The organism is Escherichia sp. 10290, assembly GCF_030295155.1.
Taxonomy (GTDB): Bacteria; Pseudomonadota; Gammaproteobacteria; order Enterobacterales; family Enterobacteriaceae; genus Escherichia; species Escherichia coli_F.
Genome location: NZ_AP025741.1, coordinates 4,607,772 through 4,629,373 on the forward strand (window position 1 = coordinate 4,607,772; position 21,602 = coordinate 4,629,373).

Here is a 21,602-nt window from a genome sequence, read left to right on the forward strand (position 1 = left end):
CACTAAAAAAAAGATGCTTTTTCAACGGATTAATCGAAATTTGTGGGCGCTTTACCCGGGCTTGCAGGCAAAAAAGAGATCTAGAGATGATCTACAAAAGCATTGCGGAGCGGTTAAGAATTCGACTTAACTCCGCGGATTTCACGCTAAACAGTCTTCTTCCCGGTGAAAAAAAGCTGGCGGAAGAGTTTGCGGTATCACGGATGACCATCCGTAAAGCCATTGACCTGCTGGTGGCGTGGGGGTTGGTGGTCCGCCGCCACGGCAGCGGTACTTATCTGGTGCGCAAAGATGTACTGCATCAAACTGCCAGCCTGACCGGGCTGGTGGAGGTGTTAAAACGCCAGGGGAAAACAGTCACCAGCCAGGTGCTAATATTTGAAATCATGCCTGCGCCTCCGGCCATTGCCAGCCAATTACGGATTCAAATCAACGAGCAGATCTACTTCTCCCGTCGCGTTCGTTTTGTGGAAGGGAAACCGCTGATGCTGGAAGATAGCTATATGCCGGTAAAACTGTTCCGCAACCTTTCGCTGCAACATCTGGAAGGGTCGAAGTTTGAATATATTGAACAAGAGTGCGGGATTCTTATTGGCGGTAATTATGAAAGCCTGACGCCGGTTCTCGCCGATAGACTGCTGGCGCGGCAAATGAAGGTAGCGGAACACACACCACTGCTGCGGATCACCTCGTTGTCATATAGTGAGAGCGGTGAGTTTTTGAATTATTCAGTGATGTTCAGAAATGCCAGTGAATACCAGGTGGAGTACCATTTACGGCGACTCCACCCGGAAAAGAGTTAACCGATACTCCAAAAGAGCACCGCCAGTAATTGTGGGGTGATAATGCGCAGGAACATCACCAACGGATAGACAGTGGCATAAGAGAGTGCCGCCGCACCGCTGGTTGGATGAAGATTATTAGCAAATGCCAGCGCCGGAGGATCGGTCATGGAGCCAGCCAGCATTCCGCACATGGTCAGGTAATTCATTTTGGCTAACATCCGCGCCAGAATACCAACAGTAATCAGCGGAACGGCGGTGATCAGGGCACCATATCCAATCCAGCTTAGCCCTTCGCCATTGACCAGGGTATTTACAAAATCCCCACCGGATTTCAGCCCCACTACCGAGAGGAACAGTACGATCCCCAGCTCCCGCAGCGCGAGGTTGGCGCTTGGCGGCATAAACCAGTACAGCTTACCGATACTGCCGATACGCCCGAGGATCAACGCCATAATCAGCGGGCCGCCCGCCAGTCCCAGTTTCAACGCCGCCGGGAATCCCGGCACAAAGACGGGAATAGAACCTAACAATACGCCAAGCCCGATACCAATAAACACCGGCAGCATCTGAACCTGTTGCAGTTTCTGCTGCGCATTCCCCAGCACATTGGCAACGGCATCAATTGCGGACGGACGCCCCACCAGGTTGAGGATATCGCCGAACTGCAGGCTGATATCACCACTGGCGACCAGTTCGACCCCGGCACGGTTCAGACGCGAGATAACAACGTCATAGCGTTCTTTAAAGTGCAGATCGCGAATACGCTTACCAAGCACGTTTTCATTGGTGACCACCACACGCTCGACGCGTAAATCAGTGCCTTTCGTGGACAGCGAGGTATCGACCTCCTGACCAATCACCAGTTGCGCATTATGTAAATCCGCTGGCTGCCCCACCAGATGCAGCAAATCGCCCAGTTGGATAATGGTATCAGGCGAAGGTACTTTTAGGGTTTCTTCTCGTTTCAGACGCGAACAGATAATTTTGTCCCCGTTGAGAATCGGTACATCTTTAATGGCTAAGTCATGCAGGTTAGGGTTCTCAACGCGAATATTGATAGTCCTGATCAGCGCGCCGCCATTGGTGCGTGAAGACTCGTGCTGCTGGGCTTCTGTCTCGACATTGACGCGGAAAATAACCCGCAACATCCACATGGTGAACAAGATCCCGCAAATGCCGAATGGATACGCCATCGCGTAACTCATCCCCATCTGATCGACCATTTCCATTGGTGTACCCAGGTCGCGCAAGATCTGCTGCCCTGCCCCCAGTGCTGGCGTATTGGTTACCGCACCGGAGAAAATCCCCAGTACTACCGGCAGTGGAATATCAAACAGTTTATGCAGGATGGCGGTAACCAGACCACCGATGATGACGATCAGAACAGCAAACAGGTTGAGACGTAATCCGGAGACGCGCAATGAGGCAAAGAAGCCCGGCCCCACCTGAATACCGATGGTATAAACGAACAGGATCAGGCCAAATTCCTGAATAACATGCAGCATATCGCTACTTAATGTCATCCCCGCCTGAGAAACAAAATGGCCGACGATGATCCCACCAAACAGCACGCCGCCAATACCTAATCCTATGCCGCGAAATTTGACGTTGCCGATAAACAAACCGACGACTGCCACCAAAGCCAGAATACTGACCGTTAATGCTATATCACTCATCGTCCATTTCTCTTGAGATAACATTTTAATTGCTACGGATTATGGCTGAATCGGTGAAGCAGATTTGCCTTATAACGCACATTATCACGGGAAAGAACGTGCCGAAATATCTTAAACAGGCGAAATTTAACGCTTTGTTGAGTAAGAAAGACAAAAAAAGCCCCACCAGAATGGTGGGGCAAAGAGAATAGCTAGTTAGCTATTTAACGCGGGACGTTCGCTGATAGCGATACGCTGCGCTGCGATGGGTTCAGGCTCATTACGAATTAAATCAATATGCAGTAAACCGTTTACGAAGGTTGCACCAGAGACTTCCATATTTTCAGCCAGCGTAAAGCTCAGGCTAAATGGCTGATTCATAAGCCCTTGATGCAGCCATTTTTTCTCTTCTTTTGGCTGCTCCGGCGTGCCTTTTACGCTCAGGCGCGTACCTTCCAGTTGAATATCTAAATCTTCCTGACGAAAACCTGCCAGCGCAAGGGTAATGCGGTAGTGGTTATCGTCGCTTTTCTCAATGTTGTACGGCGGGAAGCTCTGGCTTTCACCGGCGTTTTGCAGTGCGTTGGCCAGTTTGTCAAAACCGATCCATTGACGCATCAGTGGGGATAAATCGAAGTTACGCATAGTCATTTCTCCTTCTAAGAAGCGAGTAAGTACCTGCAAATCCGAAGATTCGCATATGCTCCCTGACGGCGAGCATGGAGATATCAGGCCGCGCCAGGCGGCCTTAGGGAATCAGTTGATTTCGATACGGCGCGGTTTTTTCGCTTCCGGAATCACACGTTCGAGATCGATATACAGCAGACCATTCACCAGGTTAGCGCCACGAACATGAATGTTCTCAGCTAACTGGAATTTACGTTCAAAGTTGCGTTCAGCGATGCCCTGGTACAGATAGGTGCGCTCTTTTTGTTCGTCGGCATGAGCACCTTTCACCACCAGCAGATTATCCTGGGCGGTAATTTCCAGTTCGCTCTCAGCAAAACCAGCCACAGCGATAGCAATGCGGTAATGGTTTTCGTCTACCAGTTCAACGTTATACGGAGGGTAGCCGCCATTACTCTGGCTCTGGTTGTTTTCTAAGTGGTTAAACAAACGGTCAAATCCAATAGCAGAACGGTAAAGCGGGGATAAATCAAAGTTACGCATAATCAATAGCTCCTGAAATCAGCGAGAATATAAGACCTTCCACAATGGACAGGTCAGGTAGCCAGAACACCCATCAGGCGCGTCCTCATCGGCTACGATGTAAAAATGGGTCTGGAAATGCACTTTTCAAGCCTTATCAGCGGACTTTTTTTTGCAGTTTATGGTCTATTGCATAGACTGAGGGGGCAGCACGAAACGTTAAAGTGCGATAGCCGCCACAGTGCGACGTAATGATGATGTTATTTTCAGCAAGGGATCGCTATAACTCATCAGGCCAACACCCACGATCAACAGATGAATTTATTATGATAAGAAATGTGTTGTTAGCGTTCATGATATGCAGCGGAATGGCATTACTCGGAGGATGCTCCAGCGTGATGTCCCATACCGGAGGAAAAGAAGGAACGTATCCCGGCACCCGCGCCAGCGCCACCATGATTGGCGACGATGAAACCAACTGGGGCACTAAGTCGTTGGCGATTCTCGATATGCCGTTTACCGCTGTGATGGATACGCTTTTACTGCCGTGGGATGTATTCCGCAAAGACAGCTCGGTGCGCTCACGCGTTGAAAAAAGCGAAGCCAACGCGCAAGCCACCAATGCGGTTATTCCACCGGCCAGAATGCCTGATAACTGATTTAGCGATCAGTTTCGGTGATCCACAGCTGGCCACCTTCCATCCACGCCAGCCATTGACCATCCGGCGAGAAGACCACGGCGTCCGCAGAAGGGGGATTGGCGTGGTTTTCGGTTAAATACTCAACCTCGCCGCTTTGCGCATGGGCGCAAGCAATTCGATTATCCAGCACAAAGCCCAACCATTCTCCTGACGGATGCCAGTTAAATGCAGACTGAATATCCGTTTTGTTATGAGTTAACTGTCGCGGCTCGCCGCCCTGTGGTGAGATAAGCCACAATTGCACAATGCCGTTATCATCACGCATTAAAAACGCGATTTGCGTACCCTGCGGATTACAGCGCACCCAGTGGCGCGGAACGTTGACTACCCCCGGATAAGCCCGCTGATGGGTAAAGGTTAAACGTCGCTGCACGACGCCACGCGGTGGCGCAGGCAGGGTTGTTTCCGTTCCACTTAACGGCGCATCACCTGCCGCTTTCCAGCCAGCTTCATCTTGCGGTAACTCAACGATAAACAGCTCCGGCACTTTCTCGCCCTTTGGCGAAAATGTGTCGCCAATAAACGCCAGCGCGTGGTTTCCTACCCATCCTTCTTCATAAGCACGATTGATTTCATCACTGCCAGGCTGCGGCGTGGGCGTGGTGTTACTCACCAACACGCACCAGTGGCTGCCGCTGTATTCACGCGGATGCTGCTTTTGTACGTTGACCGGGCCAAACGGTACGGCAACACCGACGTTTCGCAAATCCAGCGCCGGATCGCGTTCATGCATTACATGGTCGTTATAGGTAAAGCTCACCCTTTCACCGTTCGGGCTAAAGACATGCACATGGCTGCCGCCGCGCAGCGCTCCTTGCGTATACGGCGCGGTAATATCCATTGCATCGAGATTGCTCACCTTGCCGCCTTCAGCAATCACTCCGCGTCGATGATGGAAATCGTAATGCCATGTTTCATCAGGATTTTCCGGGCCGTGAATAAAGACATATTTCTCTGACTTCGGATGAACGGTCACCACGCCGACGTGTGCGCCCTGTGACGCACGGTAGATAACCTCGACCTCGCCGGTATGGATATTCACGCGCTCAATGGTCTCACCGGTAAACGACGCCCCAGAAGGACGCACGTCAAATACCAGCCACTGGCTGTCGGGCGTCCAGGTATTGGTATTGGTGAGCAGGTGATTACGGGGAGCAAAGGTTATCTGTTTCATGGCGCGGTCCTGATACAAAACGGTTTCCGCCATCATACTTCACAAGGACTTCACTTTCAGACAATAGTCTTTTGCCATCGTAATGAATGTGAGTGAAAAGATGGAACATTTCGACGTGGCAATTATTGGCCTCGGCCCGGCAGGATCGGCGTTGGCGCGGCAGTTAGCAGGCAAAATGCAGGTGATCGCGCTGGATAAAAAGCACCAGCATGGTACTGAAGGTTTCAACAAGCCTTGCGGCGGCCTGCTGGCACCGGACGCGCAGCGTTCTTTTATTCGCGATGGACTGACGCTTCCTGTCGATGTGATCGCCAATCCGCAGATTTTCAGCGTCAAAACCGTCGACGTCGCCGCATCGCTTACACGTAACTACCAGCGAAGCTATATCAATATTAATCGCCATGCTTTCGACTTATGGATGAAATCGCTCATTCCCACCAGCGTTGAGGTTTACCACGACAGCCTGTGCCGGAAAATCTGGCATGAGGATGATAAATGGCATGTCATTTTTCGCGCAGACGGCTGGGAGCAACACATTACCGCCCGCTATCTGGTCGGTGCCGATGGTGCAAACTCGATGGTGCGGCGACATCTCTACCCGGATCATCAGATTCGTAAATATGTTGCTATCCAGCAGTGGTTCGCAGAGAAACATCCGGTGCCGTTCTACTCCTGCATCTTTGATAATGCGATAACTGACTGTTATTCATGGAGTATCAGCAAAGACGGTTATTTTATCTTTGGCGGTGCCTATCCAATGAAAGACGGCCAGGCGCGTTTCGCGGCGCTGAAAGAGAAAATGAGCGCCTTTCAGTTCCAGTTTGGTAAGGCGGTGAAAAGCGAAAAATGCACGGTGCTGTTTCCCTCACGCTGGCAGGATTTTGTTTGCGGTAAGGACAACGCCTTTCTGATTGGTGAAGCGGCGGGATTTATCAGCGCCAGCTCACTGGAGGGGATTAGCTATGCGCTGGATAGCGCAGAGATTCTGCGTTCGGTGTTACTCAAGCAGCCAGAGAAGCTCAATACCGCTTACTGGCGCGCCACCCGCAAACTGCGTTTAAAACTCTTCGGCAAAATAGTAAAAAGCCGATGCCTGACCGCACCGGCTTTAAGAAAATGGATTATGCGCAGTGGTGTGGCGCATATTCCACAGTTTAAAGATTATCCAACGCGCTTCACATCGCCCACCAGCAGGATGTAAGAGAGCGCGCCAATCAACGCGACGGCGGAGATATAAACCAGTGCAGGCGCGAAACCGTAACCCTGCGCCAGGTACCCCACCACCAGCGGAACGGTGATGCCGCCCAGACCACCGGCGAAGTTAAACACGCCGCCGGTTAAACCAATCAGCCGCATCGGTGCCAGAGAAGAGACTAACGACCAGGTAATCGAAGCAAAACCGTTGCCGAAGAATGCCAGCGCCATCAGGCACATAATCATCATCGGATCGTTGGTGTAGTTAGCACCCATAATGCAGGTGGAGATCAGCAAACCGCAGATAATCGGCGTTTTACGCGCAAAGCCCAGTGAAAAGCCCTTACGTACCAGCAGATCCGCGACCCAGCCTGAGAGCAGGACGCCAACAAACGCCGCAAGGAATGGCACCGTGGTCATAAAGCCCGCTTTCAGCGCCGTGATTCCTTTTTCTTGAGTTAAATAGTTCGGGAACCAGGTTAAGAAGAACCACAGTGTAGAAGCCACCGCAAATTGCCCAAGATAGACGCCGATCAGTTTACGATGGAACACCAGTTTCCAGTCTTTGGCGGTTAGCGGCTGACGCGCCTCTTTTTTCACTGGCGCATCGCCATCCACCAGACCGCCGCCGTCACGAATGTAATCCAGTTCAGCTTTGCTAATGCCTTTGGTCAGGCGCGGCGGCTGATAAACCTTAAACCAAATCAGCGACCAGATAATGCCGATACCGCCGGTGACAATGAACACCCAGTGCCAGCTCAACATTTCCTGAATCCAGATCAGCAGCGGAGTCAGAAACGCCAGACCGACAAACTGACCAGACGTATAAAAACCCACGGCAGAAGCGCGTTCATGTTCCGGGAACCAGCTGGTCACCATCCGGTTATTGGTCGGGAACGCGGGCGCTTCGAAAATACCGGTTATCGCACGCAGACCAATTAATGACATTAAGCCCGTGGCAAAGCCCTGGAATAACGTCGCCACTGACCAGCCAAATATCGCAATAAAATAAGTCACGCGAGAACCTACGCGATCTAAAAACCAACCGCCGGGGATCTGACATAAGGTATAAAGCCAGGCGAAGGCCGAAAATACATAGCCCATTTGCGCTTTGGTAATGCCGAACTCTTCCTGAATATGGGCGGAAGCCACGGCCAGGTTAGCGCGGTCAACATAACAAATGACCACCGTAATAAAGATCATCACCAGCGTCAGATAACGCCGACGCCCCGGTTTTGCTGCATTAACGGGAATATCCATAGCGAGCTTTCTCCAGATTTTGGGCATAGCGAAGCCGCTCACCATGCCCTGTAATGTACAGAGGGTTATATTTTTGTATTGCTGTTTTAGTGCCCGATGAGGGGCTTACGTGGCAGGAATTACCACTCTGCTACGCTGTTATCTTCATGACGCCAGAGCGGATTACGCCAGTCCGGGGCATTTTTACTGAACTCAATGACTTTGGCTTCGTCGATTTCCACGCCTAAGCCCGGTTTCGTTAATGGTTTAAAGAAGCCGCCGACCATGCTGAAGTCTTCTTTATTTTTCACAAAGTCGAGTAACTCCGCGCCTTTGTTGTAATGAATGCCCATACTTTGTTCCTGAAGTACCGCGTTATAGGAAACAAAGTCGATATGCAGGCAAGCCGCCAGTGCAATCGGGCCGAGCGGACAGTGCGGCGCAAGGGTCACGTCATAGGCTTCCGCCATTCCGGCAATTTTGTAGCATTCGGTAATACCGCCTGCGTGGGAGAGATCCGGTTGCAGAATCGAAATACCGCCCGCCTCCAGCACACGTTTAAAATCGAAACGTGAGAACATGCGCTCACCCGCCGCCAGTGGAATATGCGTTTGTGCCGCCAGTTTCGGGTAGTATTCGGCTTGTTCCGCCAGCACCGGTTCTTCAATAAACAGCGGGCGATACGGTTCCAGTTCTTTAATCAACACTTTCGCCATCGGCGCGCTGACGCGACCGTGGAAATCAAGACCAAACTCAATCTGATTGCCAAAAGCTTCACGAATTTGTGCCACGGTGTTGACCGCCGCATCTACCGCGCGGGAGTTATCAATCAATCCCAGTTCTTCACAACCGTTCAGTTTGAAGGTATCGAAGCCGATTTCGCGTAGCGTTTTAATGCCGTCGATAACATCCGCCGGACGATCGCCACCGACCCAACTGTAGGCTTTAATTTTGTCGCGAACCAGGCCACCCATCAATTGCCAGACCGGCGCATTCAGCACTTTACCTTTGATATCCCATAACGCCTGGTCGATCCCGGCGATGGCGCTCATCAGAATCGGACCGCCACGATAAAATCCGGCGCGATACATCACTTGCCATAAGTCATTGATGCGCGATGGATCCTGACCAATCAAATAGTCACCCAGCTCGTGAACTGCCGCTTCCACCGTGCGGGCGCGGCCTTCGATCACGGGCTCGCCCCAACCGACCACGCCTTCATCAGTTTCAATTTTCAGGAACATCCAGCGGGGAGGTAAACGATACGTAGTAATGTTGGTGATTTTCATTGCACTGCCTCTCGATACGCCTTAACAAATGCTGCTGCCTGCTGCGCGGTGCGTTCTACTGATTGCCCGGCGCGATAGAGATCGCTGCCTAAGCCCGCCCCTGCACAACCTGCGTCTATCCACTGCGCCAGGTTTTCTGGCGTCACACCGCCTACGGCAAAGACCGGGATGTCCTGCGGTAATACCGCTTTTAACGCTTTGATGTATTGCGGCCCAAAAGCCGATGACGGGAATATTTTCAGCGCCTGCGCGCCCGCGTCGATCGCGGTAAAGGCTTCTGTCGCCGTCGCGCAGCCGGGGCAAACGGTCATGCCATAGCCCACCGCGCGGCGGATCACTTCACTATGGATATTGGGCGTAACGATGAGCTGGCAGCCCATCCTGGCGAGCGCATCGACCTGTTCAGGTTTCAGTACCGTACCTGCGCCAATCAACGCCTTGTCGCCATACGCATCAACGATGGCGGGAATGCTTTGTTCCCATTGTGGGGAATTCAGAGGGATTTCAACCGCGTCGAACCCAGCGTCAATCACCGCGCCAACATGCGCCAGCGCCTCGTCGGGCGTAATGCCGCGCAAAATGGCGATCAGCGGGAGTTTAGTTTGCCACTGCATGAGCGATGCTCCTTATACCAGCCTGAAATGCCGTGTCGCCCGCCACCGCCGTCACGCCGCAACCCATCGCCTGAAAGGCTTGCTGGTAGCGTGCAGTCAGCGATGTTCCGGCGACAAGGGTGATGGCGTGTTGATGGACCACGTAGTCGCGCATACTGGCGACCTCTGCGCCAATCAACAATCCAGAGAGAAATTCGCTGACCTGTTCACGGGGAAGTGTTCCCAGCACATGCGAGGCACGAACTTCAAAAAGCTGCGGCAATATTGCGGGCGCATTAAGGCCGCGCTCAAGGCCAGCCGCGAAGGCATCGGCAGAGTTTTCCTGCGGCGGTAAACCTGCGCCAATCAATGAGTGATTTAACAGTAAATGATGTAACTCACCGGTCATTACGGTGCGAAAATCGTTGATTTGCTGGCTATCGGCCTGCACCCATTTGCAATGCGTACCGGGCATGACATAAAGAGAGGAAGGAGCCAGAGCACGCGCACCGATCAATTGTGTTTCTTCGCCGCGCATCACATTGTGGTTATCATCATGAGAAACGCATAATCCGGGAATAATCCAGATATTGTCGCCAACAGACGTTAATTGTTCGCCAATAGACGAAAAACGGGCAGGAACAGATAAATACGGCGCAACTTTCCAGCCGACATTGCTGCCAACCATTCCTGCCATCACCACTGGCGTATTCTCTTCACGCCAGTCGGTCGTCACTTCTGCTAACACCGCAGCCGGAGATTTTCCGTTCAGACGCGTAACGCCTGCTTCTGATTGCCTGCTGTCCAGGCAGTTGTCGCCCTGATAAAGCCAGGCGCGCAGGTTGGTCGATCCCCAGTCAATTGCGATGTAGCGAGCTGTCATGTGATTTCCTTTAACCTTCGTGTCGAGCTGGCGATCATGGTAAGCGCCGCCTGCTCTGCCGCATCGCCGTCCTGATGCCGTATCGCATCAAACAGCGCCTTATGTTCCTGGAGCGTTTGCGGCATGTTGGCCTCATCGCCCATCCAGGTTCGTTCAAAAACTGCCCGCTGTAATGAACTAATCGCAATGCTAAGTTGCTGTAACACCGGGTTATGCACTGATTGCAGTACCGCCTCGTGATAGCGAATATCCGCTTCGTTAAACGCTTCGCGGTCCTGATTGTTGGCGATCATCTCGTTCAGCGCTGATTCAATCTGCGCCAGATCGCTGGAAGTCGCGCGCTCTGCCGCCCAACGGGCAATCGCCGGTTCCACCAGATTTCGCACTTCGCTCATTGCACTGATAAGCCGTGGGTCGTAGTCGTTTTCCAGCACCCATTGCAGTACGTCAGTGTCGAGGTAATTCCACTGGTTACGCGGTGCCACAAACGCCCCGCGATAACGTTTCATTTCAATCAGCCGCTTCGCCATCAGCGAACGAAACACCTCACGGATGATGTTGCGCGAGGTTGCAAACTCCTCACAAAGTTCCGCTTCGGCCGGAAGCGGCGAGCCTGGCACGTATTTGCCGTGAACGATCTGTTTACCCAGCGTAATGACGATGCGATCGGTTTTATTGAGAGTCATGGAGAGTCCTTGTGCTCTGTATGTACTTCTCTACTTTACCCCGATCGATGCATAACGCGGCAATTTTGTAGTACCAGCGTGATGACGTTCGCGTTTGCTGTATGCGTAATGTAGTACAAAGTTATATTGTTGTACTACAATTTAGATCACAAAAAGAACAATGCATAAAAAATGACATGCGTCGGGCAGAAATCTGAAAAGGGATATCAGGCGCTAAACAGGAGGGAAAGAAGAGTATGCTTTCAACGGCTTAGCTACTCGTTTAAAGGATTAGTCATGAAGTTGAATTTTAAGGGATTTTTTAAGGCTACCGGTTTGTGTTCTTTGGCATTTGCGTTGACCGGTTGTCTAACCGCAGGACTGCTTTTCAATACCGCAAGTCCGCCACATGCCGAGCAATGGCGGTCAGACTCGATTAAGGGGTTATCGCTGGCAGAGGATAGTAACGGTACGAAAGGCTATGTTTTTGTTGGTGAATCGTTGGACTATCTGTTGACCACGGGCGGCGGCGAGGTGGTTAAAATGCTGAACGATCCGGCAATTCATGGCGAAAGAATCACCGTTTCCGATAACGCGAAATTTATTTTAAGCAGCAGTGATACTAATTTTTCTGGTTCAATAACGCTCTATTACGACTGGGATAATGAGGAAGATAAAGCACTGGCGACACAATATGGTTTTATTTGTAATACCCAGCGTTGTACCTGGGTACTTGACGGCCTGAAAGGCTCTATCCACCTGAAAAATAAAAAAGCGGATTACTCAAACGTGATGGTTTTCCATCAACCCTTTACGGTGGGATTTTATAAGTACAAAGCAACTGATGGCGTTCCGCGCGGCCTCGCTAATGCGCTGCTACCAGTCACTCTTACGCTGGATATAGTAACGTCACCACTCCAGTTCCTGATTTTATGCACGACCAGAAATTGTTAATCGCTGCGGGCAAACGCATTTATGCAGTTTGCCCGCCCACTGATTAATTCAGCACATACTTCTCAATAGCAAACGCCACGCCATCTTCCAGGTTGGATTTGGTGACAAAGTTCGCCACTTCTTTCACCGAAGGAATAGCGTTATCCATTGCCACACCAACACCTGCGTATTCAATCATTGCGATGTCGTTTTCCTGATCGCCAATCGCCATGACTTCTTCCGGCTTAATGCCTAACACGTCGGCCAGTGATTTCACACCCGTACCTTTGTTAACGCGTTTATCGAGGATTTCGAGGAAGTACGGCGCACTTTTCAGCACAGTGTATTTTTCTTTCACTTCCTGCGGAATACGCACAATGGCCTGGTCGAGGATGGCGGGTTCATCAATCATCATCACTTTCAGGAACTGAGTATTGGGGTCCATTTTCTCCGCTTCGCAGAACACCAGCGGAATAGTGGCAACGAAAGATTCATGCACCGTGTAGTAGCTGATATCACGGTTGGCGGTGTACAGCGTGGTGCGGTCCAGGGCGTGGAAATGAGAACCGACTTCGCGAGAGAGTTTTTCCAGGAAACGGTAGTCTTCATAGCTCAGAGCGGTTTGCGCCACGGTGCTACCATCGGCGGCCTTCTGTACCAACGCGCCGTTATAAGTAATGCAGTAGTCGCCCGGCTGTTCCATATGCAGCTCTTTCAGGTAGTTGTGAACGCCTGCATAAGGGCGACCTGTCGTTAGCACGACATTCACGCCACGGGCGCGAGCTGCGGCAATCGCGTTTTTAACAGCGGGTGAAATGGTGTGATCGGGCAGCAGAAGGGTGCCATCCATATCGATAGCAATGAGTTTGATAGCCATGAGTTCCCCAGGTAGATTGGTTCCTGACCCATGCTAACGCGATTCCGCTCAAAAATCAGTACAACACCCGAGGGAAAAGGGGGATGCAACGCGCGTTGCATGCTCCCCTTTTGCTTAGCGGAAGAGTTTCCCTTTCAGCAGTTCCATGCCTGCGGAAAGCAAATCGTTATTGGCTTGCGAAGACACTTCACCCTGCGGTGAGAGAGCATCAATAATCTTTGGCAGTTGCTCTGCCAGCAAGCTGGAAGCCGTACTGGTATCTACACCCAGTTTTTGCCCGAGATCGGACACCGCATTTGTGCCGAGCGCCGACTCCAGTTGCTCGCCGCTCACCGGCTGATTGCCCTGTTGATTACTCAACCAGGTTGAGAGAATGGCACCTAAGCCGCCACTTTGCAGTTTTTCCAACAGCACCTGAATGCCACCCTGCTCCTCAACCCAACTCAAAATAGCCTGATATTTCCCCGCATCGCCTTTCAGAAAGGCGCCGACAACATCATCAAAAAGCCCCATGATAATCACCTGTAAAGCGTTACGTGTTGACTCAAAAAGTATAGATCTGCGGAATGATAATTACGGATTGCAGAAATAAAAAGGGCGGAGATGATCTCCGCCCTTTTCTTATAGCTTCTAGCCGGATGCGGCGTTAACGTCTGATCCGGCCTACAAAATCATGCAAATTCAAAATATTGCAGGAGTCTCGTAGATACTGTTATGGCCTGCAAGTTTTTTTCTACCCCGGTTTCCCAGATTGCAGGCATGCCAGACACAGCGCCGTCAGGCGCTGTTTTTTTCATCCCTTCCGCGATTTTTACGCAGCTACCGGATTATGCCGTGACGCATCGAACGGGACCCCTGACTTCAGCACGCCATACGCCACCTGTGCCAGCTTGCGCATCATCGCGCCGAGAATCACCTTTCCTTTCTTGCCATTAGCCGCCAGACGGTCGCGGAACGCCCGTCCCCACTCAGTCTTACTGGTGGCTACCATTGCAGGCATATACAACGCCCTGCGAAGCGACACATGTCCGGCTTTACTCAACCGGCTTGCCCCTCTCACACTACTGCCTGATTCATAACGCCGTGGTGTCAGACCCGCAAAAGCGGCGAACTGTCTGGCATGGGCGAAGCGGTCCTTCAGACCTATATAAGCCAGTAATACCGCAGATGTTTTCTCTCCGATACCCGGGATACTTTCCAGCAGTTTCCTGCGGTGTTTCATATCCGGATCATCGTCTGTCAGGTCTTTTATCTGCTTCTCAAGACGCTTCAGCTCTGCTTCAAGCCACAGAAGGTGAGCATCAATGCTCGGTCTCTGGACTTCCCGCGCCGTTTCAGTGCGGTTCAGTTCCTGCGTGTGCATATCTGTCAGCGCCTGGTGGCGTACGACCAGGGCACGCAACGCGCGTTCAAGCGGGTGAGGCGCTTCCCAGGCTGCAGGGCGCTTCTGACGACAGAACTCTGCCAGCATGCGCGCATCCACGGTATCAGTCTTGTTACGCAGTCCTTCACTCTGAGCGAAAGCTTTACCCAACGCAGGATTAATGACTGACACTATGTAGCCAGCATCGTAAAGGCACTCTGCGACAGGTTCCATATAGGTGCCGGTCGCTTCGATGCAGATATGCGCATGGTCAATCTTGTGACCCTTCAGCCAGCTCACCAGCTCATCGTGCCCTTTAGTGGTGTTAGCGAATTTTTTGGTGCGATGACGACCATCAGGACGCAATACATCGACATCCAGTTTCTCTTTAGCGGTGTCGATACCGATATAATGAAGTTCATGTTCCATCGTGAAACCAACCTTGCAAATACGGATTACCGGGAAAACCGGTCCATGATACTGTCCGGTTTATCACTTTGGGAGAAAGGCAGTCCGCTGCATAAATCTACGCAACAGGTTGAAAACCTAAGGCCCGATACGGCATGCGGACTGCAGGCAGAGAAAACTGGCCGATTTTCTCTGCACAGGAGGGATAATACAAGGCCTGATAAGCGTAGCGCATCATGCACGCTCGCATTGTTAACGCCATTAAATATCGATATTCGCCGCTTTCAGGGCATTCTCTTCGATAAACGCACGACGCGGTTCAACGGCGTCGCCCATCAGCGTGGTGAACAGCTGATCGGCAGCAATTGCATCTTTAACGGTAACGCGCAGCATACGACGGCTTTCCGGGTCCATGGTAGTTTCCCACAGCTGTTCCGGGTTCATCTCGCCCAGACCTTTATAACGCTGGATGGAGAGGCCGCGACGGGACTCTTTCACCAGCCAGTCCAGCGCCTGCTCGAAGCTGGCTACCGGCTGACGACGCTCGCCACGTTCGATAAACGCATCTTCTTCCAGAAGGCCACGCAGTTTCTCACCCAGCGTGCAGATACGACGATATTCGCCACCGGTGATAAACTCGTGATCCAGCGGATAGTCAGTATCCACACCGTGGGTACGCACGCGAACAATCGGTTCAAACAGGTTTTGATCAGCATTGGTGTGGACATCAAACTTCCACTGGCTGCCGTGCTGTTCTTTGTCGTTCAGTTCGCTGACCAGGGCGTTCACCCAACGGGTAACGGTCTGCTCATCAGAGAGGTCGGCTTCCGTCAGCGTCGGCTGATAGATAAGCTCTTTCAGCATTGCTTTCGGATAACGACGCTCCATTCGGTTGATCATTTTCTGCGTAGCGTTGTACTCAGACACCAGTTTCTCTAACGCTTCGCCAGCCAATGCCGGTGCACTGGCGTTGGTGTGCAGCGTTGCGCCATCCAGCGCGATAGAGATCTGGTACTGATCCATCGCTTCGTCGTCTTTAATGTACTGTTCCTGCTTGCCTTTCTTCACTTTGTACAGCGGCGGCTGAGCGATGTAGACGTGACCGCGTTCAACGATTTCCGGCATCTGACGATAGAAGAAGGTCAACAGCAGCGTACGAATGTGCGAGCCGTCGACGTCCGCATCGGTCATGATGATGATGCTGTGATAACGCAGTTTGTCCGGGTTGTACTCGTCACGACCGATACCACAACCAAGCGCGGTGATCAGCGTCGCCACTTCCTGGGAAGAGAGCATCTTATCGAAGCGCGCTTTCTCGACGTTGAGGATTTTACCCTTCAGCGGCAGAATCGCCTGGTTCTTGCGGTTACGCCCCTGCTTCGCAGAGCCGCCCGCGGAGTCCCCTTCCACAAGGTACAGTTCAGAGAGCGCCGGGTCGCGTTCCTGACAGTCCGCCAGTTTACCCGGCAGGCCCGCTAAATCCAGCGCACCTTTACGACGGGTCATTTCACGAGCGCGACGCGCAGCTTCACGGGCACGAGCAGCATCGATAATTTTGCCGACTACGATTTTCGCGTCGGTTGGGTTTTCCAGCAGGTATTCTGCCAGGAGTTCGTTCATCTGCTGTTCAACCGCCGATTTCACCTCAGAAGAAACCAGTTTGTCTTTGGTCTGAGAGGAGAATTTCGGGTCCGGCACTTTTACGGAAACGACGGCAATCAGGCCTTCACGCGCATCGTCACCGGTGGCGCTGACTTTGGCTTTTTTGCTGTAGCCTTCTTTATCCATGTAGGCGTTCAGAGTACGGGTCATCGCCGCACGGAAGCCTGCCAGGTGAGTACCGCCATCACGCTGCGGAATGTTGTTGGTAAAGCAGTAGATGTTTTCCTGGAAGCCATCATTCCACTGCAATGCAACTTCAACGCCGATACCGTCTTTTTCGGTGGAGAAGTAGAAGATATTCGGGTGGATCGGCGTTTTGTTTTTGTTCAGATATTCAACGAACGCCTTGATACCGCCTTCATAGTGGAAGTGGTCTTCTTTGCCGTCGCGCTTGTCGCGCAGACGAATGGAAACGCCAGAGTTGAGGAACGACAACTCACGCAGGCGTTTCGCCAGAATGTCATATTCGAATTCGGTCACATTGGTGAAGGTTTCGAGGCTTGGCCAGAAACGCACCATGGTGCCGGTTTTTTCAGTCTCGCCGGTAACCGCCAGCGGAGCCTGCGGTACACCGTGTTCGTAGATCTGACGGTGAATTTTACCCTCGCGCTGGATAACCAGCTCCAGTTTTTGCGACAGGGCGTTTACTACCGAAACACCAACGCCGTGCAGACCGCCGGACACTTTATAGGAGTTATCGTCAAATTTACCGCCTGCGTGCAGGACGGTCATGATCACTTCCGCCGCCGATACGCCCTCTTCCGGGTGAATACCGGTCGGAATGCCGCGCCCGTCATCCTGTACAGAGACAGAGTTATCGGCGTGAATGGTGACGATAATTTCTTTACAGTGACCCGCGAGCGCTTCGTCGATAGCGTTATCTACCACCTCGAATACCATGTGGTGCAGACCGGTGCCGTCATCCGTGTCGCCGATATACATACCCGGGCGCTTACGCACCGCATCCAGCCCTTTCAGGACTTTGATACTGGAGGAGTCATAAGAATTCGACATCAACGTTTCTCGCTCATTTATTCTTGGGTTAATCCGTTATTTTACCCTTTTCCACGGTAAACATCTTCGAATTTTCGTCCGACATGTCTATTACGTGTTCAGCACTGATCGCGCTGACAAAGACCTGTGATTGCGTCGCTTTTAAGCGGCTGGCAAGCAGTCCGCGACGTTCATCATCAAGCTCAGAGGCAAAATCATCTATCAGGTAGAGACACCGCCGCCCGCTTTCACGGGTGAGGAACTCTCCTTGCGCCAGACGTAAGGCGCACATCAACAGCTTAAGCTGCCCACGCGATAAGGTATCTTCCACCGGCGCACCGTCGGCGCGAATGCGTAAGTCCGCCTTATGCGGGCCATGCGCGGTGTAGGTTAACTGGCGATCGCGTTCAAAATTACGTTCCAGCACCTCAGCATATTCTGTCTCTTTCTCCCAGCCGCGCTGAAAAGAGAAAGTCAGAGTAAACTCCGGGAGAAATTGCTTACAGGTATCGGCCATATCAGCGGCGATACCGGCGCTGTACTCGGCGCGCCAGGTACTGATTTGTTCTGCCAGCGGGATCAGTTCTTTGTCCCACGGGCGTAGCTGTTCATAACGAGTCACCTGGCGCAGTGCCGCATTGCGCTGCTTGAGTAATCGCTTGAGATTGCTCCAGGCGGTGAAAAATCCGGGTTCGTTGTGAAAGCATCCCCAGTCGAGGAAGGCTCTTCTGTATTTGGGGCCGCCGTTGAGTAAAGTAAACCCTTCTGGCGTTATCAGTTGCATCGGCATCAGATGCGCCAGCTCGGCGACCTTATGCCCGTCAGTACCATCGATGCGGACTTTGCTGTCGCCCTGTTTATCTTTGGTTAGGCCAATCGCCGTCTCGCGCTCTTCGCCCTGTAAACGCCCATGGAGAATAAACGCCTCCTGCTCGTGGCGAATAACACGACCAATCTGCAAACTGCGAAACGCCCGACCGTGGCCGAGCGTATAGATGGCTTCCAGCACGCTGGTTTTGCCACTGCCGTTGGCACCAACCAGAAAGTTAAAGCCGGGAGATAAAGCGAGATCCGCGGTTTCAATGTTGCGGAAATCGCGGATCAACAAGCGGGTGAGGGACATTACAGTCTCATTGGCATGACAACATAGGCAGCCGACTGTGATGCGGCATCTTCAATCTGCACACTGGAAACCGAATCGGTCAGCATCATGCGCACGTTTTCGCATTTCAGCGCGTTCAGAACATCCAGTACATAGCTGACGTTGAAGCCAATTTCCATCTCCGCACCGCTATAGGTAACGTCGAGGATCTCTTCCGCTTCTTCCTGTTCCGGGTTATTGGCGGTGATTTTCAGCTGATTTTCGCTGACATACAGACGCACGCCGCGGAATTTCTCGTTGGAGAGGATAGCCGCACGGGCAAACGCTTGCTTGAGCAGATCGCAGCCTGCTTCCAGATGTTTGTCCGGATTCTTCGGCAGAACACGGCGGTAATCCGGGAAGCGACCATCCACCAGTTTGGAAGTGAAGATAAAGTCGCCGACGTGGGCGCGAATGTTGTTGCTGCCAATTTGCACGCGCAGCGGATTGTCGCCGCCGTCGAGCATACGCATCAGTTCAATCACACCTTTACGCGGCACGATCACCGAATGGCTTGGCAAAGACTGACCAATTGGCATTGAACAGACCGCCAGACGGTGACCGTCGGTCGCCACGGTACGCAGTTCTTCACCTTCGGTTTCGAACAGCATACCGTTTAAGTAATAGCGAACATCCTGATGCGCCATCGAAAACTGAGTCGCTTCAATCAGACGCTTCATCGTCGCCTGCGGCAGGGTAAATTCGACTTCGCTCTGCCAGTCATCGAGGTTCGGGAAATCTGCTGCTGGCAGGGTGGAAAGCGAAAAACGGCTACGCCCGGAACGCACCAGCATCCGCTCACCTTCCAGTTGCACGGCAATTTCCGCGCCTTCAGGCAGACCACGGCAGATATCAAAGAATTTGCGCGCCGGAACGGTCGTCGCCCCTGGTTCGTGCGGCTGAACCAGCGCAACACGTGCCACCATTTCCATCTCGAGATCGGTACCGGTCAGCGACAACGTACCGTCAGCAACCTGTAACAGCAGATTACCGAGAATCGGTAGCGTAGGACGACCACCTAACGGACCGCTCACCTGTTGTAGCGGTTTTAATAAATGCTCACGTTCTACGGTAAATTTCATAGGTTTACGATGACAATGTTCTGATTAAATTTGAAAAATCTTCTTTGATATCGTGGCTCTCTTCACGCAACTGCTCGATCTTCCGGCAAGCATGAAGCACCGTTGTGTGGTCACGACCACCAAACGCATCGCCAATCTCCGGCAGACTGTGGTTAGTCAACTCTTTCGCCAGCGCCATCGCCATCTGGCGCGGACGCGCCACCGAGCGGGATCGACGCTTGGAAAGGAGATCCGCAACTTTGATCTTGTAGTACTCTGCCACCGTCTTCTGAATATTGTCGATGGTGACCAGTTTTTCCTGCAATGCCAGCAAGTCGCGCAGCGCCTCACGCACGAAGTCGATGGTGATCGCCCGTCCGGTAAAGTTGGCGTTAGCAATGACGCGGTTCAACGCCCCTTCCAGCTCACGTACGTTAGAGCGTAGACGCTTGGCGATAAAGAACGCCACTTCGCCCGGCAAACGAATGTCGTTTTCGTCGGCCTTTTTCATCAGGATCGCCACGCGGGTTTCTAACTCTGGCGGTTCGATCGCCACAGTCAGTCCCCAACCGAAGCGGGATTTCAGACGATCCTCAACGCCGTTGATCTCTTTCGGATAGCGATCCGAGGTGAGAATGATCTGCTGGTTACCTTCCAGCAGGGCGTTGAAGGTGTGGAAAAACTCTTCCTGAGATCGTTCTTTATTAGCAAAAAACTGAATATCGTCGATCAGTAGTGCATCTACGGAACGGTAGTAGCGTTTAAACTCTTCGATCGCGTTGTTTTGCAGGGCTTTAACCATGTCCTGAACAAAGCGCTCGGAGTGCATATAAACCACTTTGGCATTCGGCTTACGCGCCATAATGCCGTTACCCACCGCATGCAGCAGGTGAGTTTTACCCAGACCCGTGCCGCCATAAAGGAACAACGGGTTATAGGCACCGCCAGGGTTATCAGCCACCTGACGAGCCGCCGCGCGCGCCAGTTGGTTAGATTTACCTTCAACGAAGTTATCAAACGTGTGTTTGACGTTTACGTTAGAACGATAGGTCGGTTCTGCCGGAGCCGGGACGTTATCCCAACCGGAACGCGTAGAAGGCGCAACACGTTGCGGCTGCGCATGCGCCACCTGTGCTGGGGCCGCGACGTTGCTCGTCACTGCCGCTTGTGGCGTTTGTGTCACCGGTTTGGTGCCGACTTCAAAACGCAGCTGTGGGGCATCCGCTCCGCAGAAACTGGTTAGCAGTCCATTGATATTATTAAGGTACTTGTCCCGTACCCAATCGAGGACAAAACGGTTTGGCGCGTACAGGGCCAGCGTGTTATCGCTCAGTTCCGCCTGCAATGGGCGTATCCACATACTGAATTCTGTGGCTGGTAACTCATCCTGCAATCGGGCAAGACACTGCTGCCAAAGCGAAAGTGACACGGCGGACTCCACTCGAACAAAAGTCGATAATGACTAAGGCTGAAACATTCATGATTGTTGACGTACGTCGAAAAGACCCTGCTTGAGGGTGACGCACGAACCGCTGTCTGCGGTTATATGCCCGATCAAGATCCTGCTAAACGATCGGGACCGCGGATCATAGCCTAAACTGCGCAAGAGATCTTCTGTTTCTCACAGATTTTCCCGATTTATCCACAGGATGATCCAGAACTCGCTAAGTGTAAACGATCCTGCCGCGAGGCGGGCACGATTTACGCCGCATATTGGAAAATTTAATGACCATAGACAAAAATTGGCTTAATCGATCTAATAAAGATCCAGGACGATCCTTGCGCTTTACCCGTCAGCCCGTATAATCCTCCACCCGGCGCGCCATGCTGGTTTTCA

21 protein-coding genes and 1 other annotated feature are annotated in these 21,602 nt (G+C 52.3%); of the genes, 5 read left to right on the forward strand and 16 right to left on the reverse strand.

Translation table 11 applies throughout. From position 1 onward, the window contains the following. The first annotated feature begins 86 nt into the window (after positions 1 to 86). Entirely contained in the window at positions 87 to 803 is a 717-nt protein-coding gene (locus QUE74_RS23120; RefSeq protein WP_001300779.1) for a GntR family transcriptional regulator, read from the forward strand. On the opposite strand, the gene QUE74_RS23125 is transcribed toward QUE74_RS23120, so the two are convergent. From QUE74_RS23125 to ibpA, 3 genes are all read right to left on the reverse strand, one after another. After that, positions 800 to 2,461, reverse strand: a complete 1,662-nt coding sequence (locus QUE74_RS23125) for a putative transporter (protein ID WP_001279763.1) — start codon at positions 2,459 to 2,461, stop codon at positions 800 to 802. The two genes, QUE74_RS23120 and QUE74_RS23125, sit on opposite strands and share 4 nt — an antisense overlap. A gap of 195 nt (positions 2,462 to 2,656) precedes the next feature. Next, positions 2,657 to 3,085 carry a small heat shock chaperone IbpB gene (ibpB, locus tag QUE74_RS23130; protein WP_001243426.1) on the reverse strand — a complete coding sequence of 143 codons (429 nt, stop codon included), beginning with the start codon at positions 3,083 to 3,085 and terminating at the stop codon, positions 2,657 to 2,659. A gap of 111 nt (positions 3,086 to 3,196) precedes the next feature. Beyond that, positions 3,197 to 3,610, reverse strand: a complete 414-nt coding sequence (gene ibpA / locus QUE74_RS23135; protein WP_001243437.1) for a small heat shock chaperone IbpA — start codon at positions 3,608 to 3,610, stop codon at positions 3,197 to 3,199. After that, positions 3,604 to 3,676, reverse strand: a sequence feature (ROSE (Repression Of Heat Shock gene Expression) occurs in the 5'-region of heat shock genes and acts as an RNA thermometer to modulate expression.). It overlaps the preceding gene by 7 nt. Before the next feature lie 239 nt (positions 3,677 to 3,915). Between ibpA and QUE74_RS23140 the strand changes: the two genes are divergently transcribed. After that, on the forward strand, positions 3,916 to 4,248 hold the full coding sequence (locus QUE74_RS23140) for a YceK/YidQ family lipoprotein (RefSeq protein WP_001313407.1): 333 nt from the start codon (positions 3,916 to 3,918) through the stop codon (positions 4,246 to 4,248). A gap of 1 nt (position 4,249) precedes the next feature. Here QUE74_RS23140 and QUE74_RS23145 read toward each other — a convergent pair whose 3' ends face one another. After that, positions 4,250 to 5,464, reverse strand: coding sequence for a YidR family protein (locus QUE74_RS23145; RefSeq protein ID WP_001361070.1), 1,215 nt, complete (start codon positions 5,462 to 5,464; stop codon positions 4,250 to 4,252). A gap of 100 nt (positions 5,465 to 5,564) precedes the next feature. Here QUE74_RS23145 and cbrA point away from each other — a divergent pair, with 100 nt between their 5' ends. After that, entirely contained in the window at positions 5,565 to 6,665 is a 1,101-nt protein-coding gene (gene cbrA / locus QUE74_RS23150) for a colicin M resistance lipid reductase CbrA (protein ID WP_001355060.1), read from the forward strand. On the opposite strand, the gene QUE74_RS23155 is transcribed toward cbrA, so the two are convergent. From QUE74_RS23155 to dgoR, 5 genes are all read right to left on the reverse strand, one after another. Continuing rightward, positions 6,626 to 7,963: an MFS transporter gene (locus tag QUE74_RS23155; RefSeq protein ID WP_000253471.1), complete on the reverse strand. Its 1,338-nt coding sequence runs from the start codon at positions 7,961 to 7,963 to the stop codon at positions 6,626 to 6,628. The two genes, cbrA and QUE74_RS23155, sit on opposite strands and share 40 nt — an antisense overlap. A gap of 74 nt (positions 7,964 to 8,037) precedes the next feature. Next, entirely contained in the window at positions 8,038 to 9,186 is a 1,149-nt protein-coding gene (gene dgoD, locus QUE74_RS23160) for a galactonate dehydratase (RefSeq protein WP_000705257.1), read from the reverse strand. Beyond that, positions 9,183 to 9,800, reverse strand: coding sequence for a 2-dehydro-3-deoxy-6-phosphogalactonate aldolase (gene dgoA / locus QUE74_RS23165; RefSeq protein ID WP_001198710.1), 618 nt, complete (start codon positions 9,798 to 9,800; stop codon positions 9,183 to 9,185). The genes dgoD and dgoA overlap by 4 nt, the downstream gene beginning before the upstream one ends. Continuing rightward, the gene (gene dgoK / locus QUE74_RS23170) at positions 9,784 to 10,662 is read right to left on the reverse strand and encodes a 2-dehydro-3-deoxygalactonokinase (protein ID WP_000127135.1); all 879 of its coding nucleotides are present in this window, start codon (positions 10,660 to 10,662) and stop codon (positions 9,784 to 9,786) included. The genes dgoA and dgoK overlap by 17 nt, the downstream gene beginning before the upstream one ends. Continuing rightward, complete coding sequence (gene dgoR, locus QUE74_RS23175; RefSeq protein WP_000174305.1) at positions 10,659 to 11,348, reverse strand: D-galactonate utilization transcriptional regulator DgoR; 690 nt, start codon at positions 11,346 to 11,348, stop codon at positions 10,659 to 10,661. The genes dgoK and dgoR overlap by 4 nt, the downstream gene beginning before the upstream one ends. A gap of 276 nt (positions 11,349 to 11,624) precedes the next feature. Between dgoR and QUE74_RS23180 the strand changes: the two genes are divergently transcribed. Beyond that, complete coding sequence (locus tag QUE74_RS23180; protein WP_000772957.1) at positions 11,625 to 12,281, forward strand: YidX family protein; 657 nt, start codon at positions 11,625 to 11,627, stop codon at positions 12,279 to 12,281. 43 nt (positions 12,282 to 12,324) lie between these two features. On the opposite strand, the gene yidA is transcribed toward QUE74_RS23180, so the two are convergent. The 7 genes from yidA to dnaA all read right to left on the reverse strand — a co-directional run bounded on the left by yidA (position 12,325) and on the right by dnaA (position 21,194). Continuing rightward, positions 12,325 to 13,137, reverse strand: a complete 813-nt coding sequence (gene yidA / locus QUE74_RS23185) for a sugar-phosphatase (RefSeq protein ID WP_000985561.1) — start codon at positions 13,135 to 13,137, stop codon at positions 12,325 to 12,327. A gap of 114 nt (positions 13,138 to 13,251) precedes the next feature. Beyond that, a complete protein-coding gene (locus QUE74_RS23190; protein ID WP_001355061.1) occupies positions 13,252 to 13,650 on the reverse strand; it encodes a YidB family protein in 399 nt (132 codons plus the stop codon). Between the two features lie 298 nt (positions 13,651 to 13,948). After that, complete coding sequence (locus tag QUE74_RS23195) at positions 13,949 to 14,929, reverse strand: IS110-like element IS621 family transposase (RefSeq protein WP_000399629.1); 981 nt, start codon at positions 14,927 to 14,929, stop codon at positions 13,949 to 13,951. A gap of 240 nt (positions 14,930 to 15,169) precedes the next feature. Next, complete coding sequence (gene gyrB, locus QUE74_RS23200) at positions 15,170 to 17,584, reverse strand: DNA topoisomerase (ATP-hydrolyzing) subunit B (RefSeq protein ID WP_001353554.1); 2,415 nt, start codon at positions 17,582 to 17,584, stop codon at positions 15,170 to 15,172. A 28-nt stretch (positions 17,585 to 17,612) separates the two neighbouring features. Beyond that, positions 17,613 to 18,686: a DNA replication/repair protein RecF gene (recF, locus tag QUE74_RS23205; protein WP_000060098.1), complete on the reverse strand. Its 1,074-nt coding sequence runs from the start codon at positions 18,684 to 18,686 to the stop codon at positions 17,613 to 17,615. Next, positions 18,686 to 19,786: a DNA polymerase III subunit beta gene (gene dnaN, locus QUE74_RS23210; protein ID WP_000673464.1), complete on the reverse strand. Its 1,101-nt coding sequence runs from the start codon at positions 19,784 to 19,786 to the stop codon at positions 18,686 to 18,688. The genes recF and dnaN overlap by 1 nt, the downstream gene beginning before the upstream one ends. Before the next feature lie 4 nt (positions 19,787 to 19,790). Then, positions 19,791 to 21,194: a chromosomal replication initiator protein DnaA gene (gene dnaA / locus QUE74_RS23215; protein ID WP_000059102.1), complete on the reverse strand. Its 1,404-nt coding sequence runs from the start codon at positions 21,192 to 21,194 to the stop codon at positions 19,791 to 19,793. Positions 21,195 to 21,490: 296 nt separating this feature from the next. Between dnaA and QUE74_RS23220 the strand changes: the two genes are divergently transcribed. Further along, a complete protein-coding gene (locus QUE74_RS23220) occupies positions 21,491 to 21,571 on the forward strand; it encodes a hypothetical protein (protein WP_122134670.1) in 81 nt (26 codons plus the stop codon). Positions 21,572 to 21,602 lie beyond the last annotated feature (31 nt).